This is a genomic window from Metabacillus malikii (assembly GCF_030813355.1).
Classification (GTDB): Bacteria; Bacillota; Bacilli; order Bacillales; family Bacillaceae; genus Metabacillus; species Metabacillus malikii.
The window spans coordinates 1-10491 of sequence record NZ_JAUSUD010000049.1; the positions used below are offsets into that span (position 1 = coordinate 1).

The 10491-nt window shown below is 36.7% G+C and carries 13 protein-coding genes and 5 tRNA genes; 17 read left to right on the plus strand and 1 reads right to left on the minus strand.

Features of this window, described 5'->3' with window-relative positions; translation table 11 throughout:
- The first annotated feature begins 236 nt into the window (after positions 1-236).
- The 11 genes from J2S19_RS23250 (at position 237) to J2S19_RS23300 (ending at position 8586) form a co-directional block, all read left to right on the plus strand.
- A complete protein-coding gene (locus tag J2S19_RS23250) occupies positions 237-518 on the plus strand; it encodes a CopG family ribbon-helix-helix protein (protein ID WP_307347185.1) in 282 nt (93 codons plus the stop codon).
- A gap of 4 nt (positions 519-522) precedes the next feature.
- Positions 523-873, plus strand: a complete 351-nt coding sequence (gene ndoA, locus J2S19_RS23255; RefSeq protein ID WP_026562078.1) for a type II toxin-antitoxin system endoribonuclease NdoA — start codon at positions 523-525, stop codon at positions 871-873.
- Between the two features lie 417 nt (positions 874-1290).
- Positions 1291-2124, plus strand: coding sequence for an RsbT co-antagonist protein RsbRA (gene rsbRA / locus J2S19_RS23260; protein ID WP_307347188.1), 834 nt, complete (start codon positions 1291-1293; stop codon positions 2122-2124).
- Between the two features lie 3 nt (positions 2125-2127).
- The gene (locus J2S19_RS23265; RefSeq protein WP_307347191.1) at positions 2128-2490 is read left to right on the plus strand and encodes an STAS domain-containing protein; all 363 of its coding nucleotides are present in this window, start codon (positions 2128-2130) and stop codon (positions 2488-2490) included.
- 3 nt (positions 2491-2493) lie between these two features.
- Positions 2494-2895, plus strand: a complete 402-nt coding sequence (locus tag J2S19_RS23270) for an anti-sigma regulatory factor (protein WP_307347194.1) — start codon at positions 2494-2496, stop codon at positions 2893-2895.
- A gap of 10 nt (positions 2896-2905) precedes the next feature.
- Entirely contained in the window at positions 2906-3913 is a 1008-nt protein-coding gene (locus J2S19_RS23275) for a PP2C family protein-serine/threonine phosphatase (protein ID WP_307347197.1), read from the plus strand.
- Between the two features lie 55 nt (positions 3914-3968).
- The gene (locus tag J2S19_RS23280; RefSeq protein ID WP_307347200.1) at positions 3969-4301 is read left to right on the plus strand and encodes an STAS domain-containing protein; all 333 of its coding nucleotides are present in this window, start codon (positions 3969-3971) and stop codon (positions 4299-4301) included.
- Positions 4298-4780, plus strand: coding sequence for an anti-sigma B factor RsbW (gene rsbW, locus J2S19_RS23285; RefSeq protein WP_307347203.1), 483 nt, complete (start codon positions 4298-4300; stop codon positions 4778-4780). Before J2S19_RS23280 ends, rsbW begins: the two co-directional genes overlap by 4 nt.
- The gene (gene sigB / locus J2S19_RS23290; RefSeq protein ID WP_307347206.1) at positions 4746-5540 is read left to right on the plus strand and encodes an RNA polymerase sigma factor SigB; all 795 of its coding nucleotides are present in this window, start codon (positions 4746-4748) and stop codon (positions 5538-5540) included. Before rsbW ends, sigB begins: the two co-directional genes overlap by 35 nt.
- Positions 5537-6136 carry a PP2C family serine/threonine-protein phosphatase gene (locus tag J2S19_RS23295; protein ID WP_307347209.1) on the plus strand — a complete coding sequence of 200 codons (600 nt, stop codon included), beginning with the start codon at positions 5537-5539 and terminating at the stop codon, positions 6134-6136. The genes sigB and J2S19_RS23295 overlap by 4 nt, the downstream gene beginning before the upstream one ends.
- A 278-nt stretch (positions 6137-6414) precedes the next feature.
- Complete coding sequence (locus J2S19_RS23300; protein WP_307347212.1) at positions 6415-8586, plus strand: Tex family protein; 2172 nt, start codon at positions 6415-6417, stop codon at positions 8584-8586.
- A 174-nt stretch (positions 8587-8760) separates the two neighbouring features.
- Here J2S19_RS23300 and cmpA read toward each other — a convergent pair whose 3' ends face one another.
- On the minus strand, positions 8761-8874 hold the full coding sequence (gene cmpA, locus J2S19_RS23305; protein WP_098799762.1) for a cortex morphogenetic protein CmpA: 114 nt from the start codon (positions 8872-8874) through the stop codon (positions 8761-8763).
- Between the two features lie 93 nt (positions 8875-8967).
- On the opposite strand from cmpA, the gene J2S19_RS23310 reads away from it, so the two are divergent.
- The 6 genes from J2S19_RS23310 (at position 8968) to J2S19_RS23335 (ending at position 10071) form a co-directional block, all read left to right on the plus strand.
- Positions 8968-9420 (plus strand): SprT family protein, encoded by a 453-nt coding sequence (locus tag J2S19_RS23310; protein WP_307347215.1) that lies wholly within the window; start codon positions 8968-8970, stop codon positions 9418-9420.
- 121 nt (positions 9421-9541) lie between these two features.
- Positions 9542-9616, plus strand: a tRNA-Asn gene (locus J2S19_RS23315).
- A gap of 3 nt (positions 9617-9619) precedes the next feature.
- Positions 9620-9710, plus strand: a tRNA-Ser gene (locus J2S19_RS23320).
- Between the two features lie 8 nt (positions 9711-9718).
- Positions 9719-9790, plus strand: a tRNA-Glu gene (locus J2S19_RS23325).
- 56 nt (positions 9791-9846) lie between these two features.
- Positions 9847-9923 (plus strand) — tRNA-Asp (locus tag J2S19_RS23330).
- A 73-nt stretch (positions 9924-9996) separates the two neighbouring features.
- A tRNA-Gln gene (locus J2S19_RS23335) sits at positions 9997-10071 on the plus strand.
- The last annotated feature ends 420 nt before the right edge of the window (positions 10072-10491 follow it).

Genomic DNA, 10491 nt, shown 5'->3' on the forward strand with positions numbered 1-10491 from the left:
TAGCTACGACGCCTAGCGCCTAGTGAACTTCACAATCCTCCTTACGATAAGTCAACATCGAATCGCTAACGCTCTTCGTGTTTCCTTTATCTCATACGGATTGCTCCAGTTCATACGTCGCTGACCAAGGCGTCTCCGCATTTCTAGGGAAAATGCTTTGCTTATTGGGTTATTAATGGTATTATTAAATTTGGAATGAATTATAGGATGGTTAGTTTTTGTGGAGGTGTATGTTTGTGTCTGAATCCAGCGCAACAACAGAAATCTTAGTGCAGTTACCTCAAGCATTAGTTTCAGAATTAGATGGACTGGTTAAACAGGAAAACGGAAACAGAAGCGAGCTTATTTACCAAGCAACAAAGATGTATATTAGAGAGCGCAAAATGCGCCAAATTCGTGAATCTATGAGACGTGGTTACATGGAGGTGGCGAAAATTAATTTAAATATTGCATCTGAAGCATTTCTGGCAGAATCTGAGGCTGATCATACCGTTGAACGCTTAGTAAGCGGGGGTTAATCATTTGATTGTTAAACGCGGTGACGTATACTTTGCTGATCTTTCCCCTGTTGTAGGCTCGGAACAAGGTGGCGTACGTCCTGTATTAATCATACAAAATGATATTGGAAACCGCTTCAGCCCTACAGTTATTATAGCGGCAATCACGGCCCAAATTCAAAAAGCAAAATTGCCAACTCATGTTGAGATTGATGCAAAGCGTTACGGATTTGAAAGGGATTCAGTAATCCTACTTGAACAAATTCGAACGATTGATAAGCAAAGGCTTACCGATAAAATCACTCATCTAGATGATGAAATGATGGATAAGGTAGACGAAGCCTTACAAATAAGCTTAGGACTTATTGATTTTTAATGATATAAAGTGAATATAATTATTGTAATGAGGTTGTCTAATAGGCAACCTTTTTCTTATATCGTACAGTACAATTTAGAAATGTTTCTAGAATGGGTATAAGTTGAAAGTTCTCATAAAGGCCCATTCATTATTGTGATGGTGGAACTGTTTGAGAGGAAGGTTACACACAAAGTAGTAAGAAAAGCTAGAGGTCGCTTTGCTTATCGACTTAGATGCAATAATCGCGATGAGAAAACTGGCAGAATTCAAATGTGTAAACTATCATGATAAAACAATTTAAAAAAAGTATGACTAGAAATGTAGACTGTGAATATTATGATTGAATAGTAGTCTAAAGAGTACTTCTTTTTTTTATATAATTTAGTCGTTATAATAAAAGAGGGTGTGTTTAGCGTAAAGAGAAGGGAGATAGGTATGCAACAATCATTAGAGCCGTTACATACATATATATTAGATAAACAAGATGTGATAAAGCAAAAGTGGATTGTGAAAACGCAATCTATGATTGAACTAGATAAAAGTGAAAAAGAAATTAGTACGGAAGAGATTACAACTACGTGCAATGAATATATGAAAATAGTAGAAATTCATTTACTTAAGACAGAAGAGGATATTACGAACAAGATACATGAATTTTCTCAAAGGATCGTCCAACGAGGCTGGTCTTTAAAAAACATTTCAACTGCATTAATGGAGTTAAACCGTATACTATTTGAAATGATATCTTTTGTTGAAGATCTAGAAGATAGGGCTAATTTAGTTCAATCTTTTGATAAATGGCTTATCTCACTAAGTAGTGAGGTTCTTAACCAATATGCTACATCTTGGGAAAGGGTTGTAACATTACAACGTCTGGCTCTTCAGGAATTATCAGCTCCCTTAATCCCGGTATTTGACAATATTACAGTTCTTCCGTTAATTGGTGTGATAGATACAGAGAGAGCAAAGAGAATGATGGAGAATTTACTGTTTGGTGTAGTGAAGCATCGAGCCGAAGTAGTGTTAATTGATATTACAGGTGTTCCCATCGTCGATACAATGGTTGCACATCATATTATTCAAGCAGCAGACGCTGTAAGGCTAGTGGGGGCTAAATGTTTAATAGTTGGGATACGTCCAGAAATCGCCCAAACAATTGTTAATCTAGGTATAGATTTAAGTCAAGTTTTAACAAAAAACAGTTTACAAAAGGGTATAGAGTATGCTCTGGAAATAACAAATCGTCAAATTGTAACAGTGGGGGAATAGCATATGAACGCTAGAATACCGATTTTAAAGTTAGGGAATTGCTTACTTATATCCATTCAATGGGAGTTAGATGATCAAACGGCACTACAATTTCAGGAAGACTTATTACATAAAATATATGAAACTGGTGCTAAAGGAGTAGTCATTGATTTAACTTCATTAGACGTAATTGATTCTTTTATTGCAAAAGTACTCGGTGATGTGATCAGTATGTCGAGATTAATGGGTGCGAAAGTGGTGTTAACAGGAATTCAGCCTGCAGTTGCCATTACTTTAATTGAGCTAGGCATTCAACTTGAGGATGTGCAAACAGCTCTCGATTTAGAAAAAGGTCTTGAAACATTACAGCAGGAGTTGGGGGAGTGAAACATGGAAAACCAATCCTGTGTTAAAATTGCAACAGAATGGGATATAGTTGCTGCAAGGCAACTTGGTCGGAATGCAGCTAAGGAGCTAGGTTTTGGTCAAGTGGACCAGGCTAGAATTACAACTGCAATTTCCGAACTAGCGCGAAATATATATTTATATGCAGGACAAGGTCAAATAGGGATTGATTTTTTAGAAGGTAATGGAAGAAAAGGTTTAAAGATAATTGCGGAAGATAATGGACTAGGTATTCAGGATATTCGAAAAGTGATGGAAGATGGCTTTTCGACATCAGGAGGTCTAGGTGCAGGTTTGCCTGGAGTGAAGCGCTTAATGGATAAGTTCGAGATAACTTCAGAAGTTGGAGTTGGGACGAAAATCCAAGCGGTGAAATGGCTCAGGTAGGAGGTAATAGATGGAATACCGTCATATATTAGAAGGTAAATATATAAAACTATTAAAAAGTTATATAGATGAACAAAATGAGATAAATTTATATCAGGGGCAGAAATTCAGTAGGAAAACAATTGAACTCCAGGTACCTCCTGAAGAGATTGTAAATGCACATAGAAAGGCTCTTCAGGAGATTTTCCCAGATATACAGGATGAAGTGTTGGCTTCATTAGACTTTCTATTAGAAGTTATGATGGGATATGGTCTGGCTTATCAAGAACATCAAAGTTTACGCGACCAACAATTGGAGATTAAGTCAGAAATTCAAATTGCTGCAAATGTACAGAAAACGCTCCTCGATACATCAGTTCCTGTTATTGATTACTTAGATATAGGTGTCATCAGTGTCCCTGCTAAACAGATGAATGGAGATTATCATCATTTCGTTCAAGATGATAATGGGATAAGTGTTGCAGTGGCAGATGTCATCGGTAAAGGAATTCCGGCCGCATTATGTATGTCGATGATTAAATATGCGATGGATAGCTTCCCTGAATCTCGTAAAAATCCTAACCAAATCTTAGAAAATTTAAATAGAGTTGTCGAACAAAATGTAGACCCGAGTATGTTCATTACGATGTTTTATGGAATGTATAACGAGGATAAACATAGATTTACTTATTCTTCTGCAGGCCATGAACCGGGATTTTATTATGACTCTGAACAAGATTCCTTTCATGATTTAAATGCAAAAGGACTTGTTTTAGGTGTCAATCATGATGTTTCATACGATCAATATGAGATGGACGTAAAACCTGGAGACATGATTATACTGCTTTCCGATGGTGTGACTGAATCACGAATCGATGGTGGATTTGTTGAACGATCCTTTATAACTGAATTAATCCACAAATATAAACACGAGGATGCTCAGTTGATAGTCGAAAGGATTTATCGTTACTTTGAAAAAAAGCAGGACTTTCATCTAAATGATGATTTCACATTAATAATCATTAAAAGAGTGGTTTAATACAATTACTTAACGGGTATGAAAATAAGACAAAAGCTCTTTTGAGGTGAGACATATGGACATAAAAGTTGAGATAAAGAGTCTTGATAATAAAAAACAGGTATTCATTGAGGGTGAAATCGATGTATACACCGCACAAAAATTAAAGGAAACATTACATCCGCTAGCTGAAGGGGAAAATCCTCATGTCATTATAAATCTAGAACATGTCTCTTACATGGATAGTACTGGTTTAGGTGTATTTATAGGATTTCTAAAATTGATTCGGAAAAAAGACGGTCAATTAAGTCTTGTTCAATTATCTGAACGATTAGAACGCTTATTTAGAATAACTGGACTAAATGACATCATCGACATATCTTCAAAATCAGAGGGTGAAGTGCAATGAATCAATTAGTTGATTATATTGAAATGAAGATTCCAGCAAAGCCAGAATATGTTGGTATTATTAGATTAACCCTTTCGGGGATTGCAAGTAGAATGGGATATTCATATGATGATATAGAAGATTTGAAGATAGCCACTAGTGAGGCATGTACAAATGCAGTCCAGCATGCCTATAAGAATAGTGATAATGGTGAAATAATCGTTGGGTTTGGATTGTTTGAAGACCGCTTAGAAGTCATTGTTGCTGATAATGGAAAAAGTTTTAATTTTGAAAAGGTCAAACATGAACTTGGTCCTTATTCCGCTGCAAGTCCTGTCGACCAGCTTCCTGAAGGAGGGTTAGGTCTTTACTTAATGGAGACACTCATGGATGAAGTACGTATCCTTGAAAATTCAGGAGTGACAGTCTTCATGATTAAGTACCTAAGTGGGGAGCGGATAGGCTATGGCACAACCACCACAAGCTATGAAGCTAACTAAGGAAGAAATTAATGAATTAATCGTCCAATACCAAAAAACAGAGGACGAGATGGCACAGTCTATTTTGGTTGAGTGCTACACTGGTTTAGTGGATACATTAGCTCGGAAGTACTCTAAAGGTAAAGGGTTTCATGAGGATATAAAACAAGTTGGAATATTGGGGTTGTTAGGTGCAATCCGCAGATATGATCCAGCAGTTGGTAAGCCGTTTGAAGCATTTGCTATTCCAACTATTATTGGGGAAATTAAAAGGTTTCTTCGAGATAAGACATGGAGTGTCCACGTACCTAGAAGAATTAAAGAGCTAGGACCAAAGATGAAGGCTGCTATAGATGTTCTTACTAATGAAAAGCAACGCTCGCCTAAAGTAGATGAAATTGCTAATTATTTAGGTGTTACAGAAGAAGAAGTGCTTGAAACGATGGAGATGAGTAAAAGCTATCAAGCATTATCGGTCGACCATCCAATTGAAGCAGATTCTGAAGGGAGCACTGTGACAATATTAGATATTGTCGGGGCAGAGGATCAGGGATACGAGAAGGTAAACCAGAAATTAATGCTTGAAAGCATACTACATGTGTTAACGGAACGTGAAAAGGAAGTAATAGACTATACTTTTATTATGAATAAAAGTCAAAAGGAGACAGGTGAAAAATTAGGTATTTCACAAATGCATGTCTCAAGATTACAGAGGAAGGCGATTCAAAAATTGAAAGAAGCAATCGATGCCGATACGATTAATTCGGAGATGAATAAATGATTATTCAAGAATCTAATGATTTTGTCCATACGCTAGCTTTTCAGATACCAAAACAAGGGAAAATATGCTGTGGAGATAGCTTTTATATAAATGCAACAGAGGATTACTTAATATGTGCTCTTGCTGATGGATTAGGAAGTGGCGAATATGCAAATGAATCCTCATCTGCAATCTGTACGCTTGTGGAAGAGAATCATCATGAAGATGTCGAAGTCTTAATTGATTTATGTAACAAAGTTTTACGTAACAAGCGGGGGGCTACGGTTTCAATTCTAAAGGTGGATTTTAAATCAAAAAAGTTTACGTATAGTTCTGTTGGTAACATCCGCTTTGTATTCAGCTTGCCGTCAGGATCATATATTTATCCGATTCCGATACTAGGGTACTTGTCAGGTAAACCGCAAAAATATCGCACGCAGACTTATTCTTATGAACGTGGATCAAAATTTATTATTCATACTGATGGATTAGTTTTACCTGCTGTTAAGGAGTTACTCAATCAAAGCCATTCTGTTGAAGAATTGTCTCAGTCGCTTAGTAAATATACAAAAGTAGGTAATGATGATTTAACATATATAGTCGGTCAACTATTTTAAGGTATAGAATAGTTGAACCGACTTTTATTATGGCTGTTTTGTATAGTAAAGAATGGTTAACTTAAGAGAGTATCTGCTATCTTGGATATCACCACGGAGGAAACCTTAAGAAGATTGCTTATTATATAGATAGAATCTCTTAGTTCACTATTAGAGTGATTAATTGAAAACCTGAATAATTTCCCTTGGTTGCTGTTGCATAATTTCACTGAACACCTATATTTTGATAAACTAAAAAAGGAAATGAAATAAGGAGTAAATGAAACTGGAGGGTTATGATGACTGATAGACAGGATTATATCATACAGCATATAAGTAAAGAATTATCGATAAATATAAAACAAATAAATAGTGTCATATCATTAATTGAGGAAGGAAACACTGTGCCTTTTATTGCCCGTTACCGTAAAGAGCAAACTGGGGCGCTTGACGAAGTACAAATTCGTGATATCTCTGAAAAATGGACATACATACAAAATCTAGAAAATAGAAAAGAAGAAGTTTTAAGATTAATTAATGAACAAGGAAAGCTTACAGAACAATTAGCAGCAGATATCCAAAAGGCGATGAAGCTACAGCAAGTAGAAGATTTATATCGCCCATATAAACAAAAAAGAAGAACAAAAGCAACAATCGCTAAGGAAAAGGGACTTCAACCATTAGCTGATTGGTTATTGCAATTACCTAATGTTGGTGATTTAAATCAAAAAGCATCCGAATTTATAGATGTAGAAAAGGACGTTTCGTCTGCAGAAGAAGCTATACAAGGTGCCAAAGATATTATTGCAGAGCAAATATCTGATGAACCTAAGTACCGTCAATGGATTCGAGATATTACGTTTAAAAGAGGAACTATTTCATCAATAGTAAAAGATGCAGAAAAAGACGAGAAGAATGTCTTTGAGATGTACTACGAATATGAAGAGCCAATCGCGAAGATTGTCCCACATCGAGTTCTTGCGATAAATCGAGGAGAAAAAGAAGATATTTTGAAAATTTCGATTCAGCCTCCTCTTGGCCAAATCCTTACCTATATCGAGAAGCAAGTACTAGGGCAAAAGCAAACAATTGTGAAAGAGTTGATTGTTGAGACAATTGAAGATGCCTTCAAAAGGTTAATACAACCATCAATCGAACGAGAGATTAGGAAAGAATTATCTGAGAAAGCGGAAGACCGTGCGATACATATATTTTCCGAAAATCTAAGGAACTTATTATTGCAGCCACCATTGAAGGGGAAGATGGTCCTTGGTGTAGACCCTGCTTTCCGAACAGGTTGTAAATTAGCAGTCGTCGACCAAACCGGTAAAATGCTTCATATTGGTGTCGTTTACCCTCATCAACCAGTGAATAAGTTAGCGCAAGCGAAAGAAATCGTTAAAGAAGTCATTGCAAAATATCATATAGAGATTATTGCGATAGGGAATGGCACAGCGTCTAGGGAAACAGAGCAATTCATTGTCGACATTTTAAAAGAAAGCAATAGCTCTGCAGCATACCTAATAGTTAATGAAGCAGGAGCGAGTGTGTATTCAGCATCAGATTTAGCAAGGGAGGAATTTCCTGATCTACAAGTTGAAGAGAGAAGTGCTGTTTCAATAGCAAGAAGACTTCAAGACCCATTAGCAGAACTGGTGAAAATTGACCCGAAATCAGTTGGAGTAGGTCAATATCAACATGATGTGTCCCAAAAGAAATTAAATGATTCCTTAACATTTGTTGTTGAAACTGTTGTAAACCAAGTAGGTGTTAATGTAAATACAGCATCACCATCATTATTACAATATGTAGCTGGACTAAGTAAAGCTGTAGCTAACAACATTGTGAAAAAAAGGGAAGAATTAGGGCGCTTTTCAAGTCGTAAACAATTAAAGGACATTCCTAGACTAGGTGCAAAAACTTATGAGCAATGTATTGGGTTTTTAAGAGTATTAGATGGAGAACAGCCATTAGATCGTACAAGCATTCACCCAGAAAGATACAAGGAAGTAGGTAAATTGCTTAAACAACTAGGTGTAACTGAAGCTGACTTGGGCAGCGAAGAGTTGCGAGAAAAAATCACAACACTTAATCTGGAAAGCTTATCAGAGATTCTCGGTATCGGTGAATTAACATTAAAGGATATTTGTGATGCTTTAGTTCGGCCGGAGAGGGACCCTCGTGATGATGTTGCCAAACCATTATTGAAAAAGGACGTATTAAAATTAGAGGATTTGCAACAAGGAATGGAACTTCAAGGTACAGTCCGTAATGTCGTTGACTTTGGTGCATTTGTCGATATAGGAGTTAAGCAAGATGGGCTTGTTCATATTTCTAAGTTACGTCATTCATTTGTAAAGCACCCGCTTGATGTTGTTTCAGTAGGTGATGTAGTAACAGTTTGGGTAGACGATGTTGATTTCAAAAAAGGAAGAGTAGCGCTGACGATGGTTAAAGATAAGCAGGATTAGTAATTACTTGTTATATTCTAAAAGGCTCAAGACTTCATAAAGATATTTTCTGAGCGAAAAGGGAATGTGTGAGGGGTAAGTGAAGAGAAGCGTTAATGCTTCTCTTCAATTGCAGTTTATGAACTTGAATATTAAGTATATAGATTTTATTTTTCATTATAGAATGACAGCAGTTTATGAACAGTGTTTTTCTCTATAGAAAAACCAACATTGATTAAGGAGTTTAATTTGATAGCGATTTTTTTCGAGAAATGCACGTTGCATTTGGTTCTGTAACCAAGATGGCATGGTCATACCTCCTTATTCAGTATAATGGAGTATGGGTGTTTATAATTTATGCAAAGGAAACGTAAAGTGTTACAAATAGACGGGGGAATAACTGTGGATGATAAAAAGTTACAACAATTAGTCGAGGATATTTCTATAAACGATTTTAAAAAGCCGTTTATCCACAAAGCTTTTTTTAATAAAAGGTTAAGAACAACAGGGGGTAGGTATAATTTAAGTACACATAATATAGATATTAACCCTAAATATTATCAAGAACATGGAATTAATGAAGTAGTAGGGATTATTAAGCACGAACTATGTCATTACCATTTACATCTTGAAGGTAAAGGATATAAACATGGAGATTATGATTTTAAAGAGTTAATGAAGAAAGTTGGTGCACCGAGATTTTGTTCACCATTATTAACTGAGAGAAAAGTGAATACTAAAGTATTTGTTTATGGTTGCAAACAATGTAATCAGAGATATAATCGTAAAAAAAGAGTAGATACGAAGAGGTATTTTTGTGGGAAATGTAAAGGAGAAATCTACTTGATGAATTAGGGTTGACTAATTAAGGGTTACTATGATAAATTATAAAAGCCGTCGCTGATGGCGAGGCATTTTTTACAGAGTCTTGACATATTATATTCAACTCATTATAATAAAAGAAGTCTTTTATTTTTCCGCAGTAGCTCAGTGGTAGAGCTATCGGCTGTTAACCGATCGGTCGTAGGTTCGAGTCCTACCTGCGGAGCCATATGGGGAAGTACTCAAGAGGCTGAAGAGGCGCCCCTGCTAAGGGTGTAGGTCGCGTAAGCGGCGCGAGGGTTCAAATCCCTCCTTCTCCGCCATATTTCATGGCCCGTTGGTCAAGCGGTTAAGACACCGCCCTTTCACGGCGGTAACACGGGTTCGAATCCCGTACGGGTCATTATAGATTCATTGGATGTAAGATTTTATTGCATCCCTTTGTTTTTTCATTAAGTAGGTCCGGTAGTTCAGTTGGTTAGAATGCCTGCCTGTCACGCAGGAGGTCGCGGGTTCGAGTCCCGTCCGGACCGCCATTAACACTTGGTAATGATTACATCTTGATATTAATCGTTGATACTGATATTATATAATTCTTGTTAATAACATTGGGCTATAGCCAAGCGGTAAGGCAACGGACTTTGACTCCGTCATGCGTTGGTTCGAATCCAGCTAGCCCAGCCATTTTTTATGTTAAACTTTCACCTTTCTGAATAATTACACATAAAATGTCGGGTGTCATAAACAAGATAATCAACTATCATTACACTCATTCTTGGAAATGAGCCATTAGCTCAGTTGGTAGAGCACGACCGAATAAGCTGCGAAGCAAAACAGCAGCACACAAATCGAGCTGCTCCTTGAAAGAACTAACTGAGATTTGGGTGTCGAAGACAAGTTGGTCAATTATCATTACAATCATTCATTAGAAATGAGCCATTAGCTCAGTTGGTAGAGCACGACCGAATAAGCTGCGAAGCAAAACAGCAGCACACAAATCGAGCTACTACTTGAAAGAACTAACTGAGATTTGGGTGTCGAAGACAAGTTGGTCAATTATCATTACAATCATTCATTAGAAATGAGCCATTAGCTCAGTTGGTA

Excerpts from the sequence above, each read along its gene's own strand:
- rsbRA (WP_307347188.1), top strand. The coding sequence starts at position 1,291 with ATGCAACAATCATTAGAGCCGTTACATACATATATATTAGATAAACAA.
- J2S19_RS23265 (WP_307347191.1), top strand. The coding sequence starts at position 2,128 with ATGAACGCTAGAATACCGATTTTAAAGTTAGGGAATTGCTTACTTATA.
- J2S19_RS23270 (WP_307347194.1), top strand. The coding sequence starts at position 2,494 with ATGGAAAACCAATCCTGTGTTAAAATTGCAACAGAATGGGATATAGTT.
- J2S19_RS23275 (WP_307347197.1), top strand. The coding sequence starts at position 2,906 with ATGGAATACCGTCATATATTAGAAGGTAAATATATAAAACTATTAAAA.
- J2S19_RS23280 (WP_307347200.1), top strand. The coding sequence starts at position 3,969 with ATGGACATAAAAGTTGAGATAAAGAGTCTTGATAATAAAAAACAGGTA.
- rsbW (WP_307347203.1), top strand. The coding sequence starts at position 4,298 with ATGAATCAATTAGTTGATTATATTGAAATGAAGATTCCAGCAAAGCCA.
- sigB (WP_307347206.1), top strand. The coding sequence starts at position 4,746 with ATGGCACAACCACCACAAGCTATGAAGCTAACTAAGGAAGAAATTAAT.
- J2S19_RS23295 (WP_307347209.1), top strand. The coding sequence starts at position 5,537 with ATGATTATTCAAGAATCTAATGATTTTGTCCATACGCTAGCTTTTCAG.
- J2S19_RS23300 (WP_307347212.1), top strand. The coding sequence starts at position 6,415 with ATGACTGATAGACAGGATTATATCATACAGCATATAAGTAAAGAATTA.
- cmpA (WP_098799762.1), bottom strand. The coding sequence starts at position 8,874 with ATGCCATCTTGGTTACAGAACCAAATGCAACGTGCATTTCTCGAAAAA.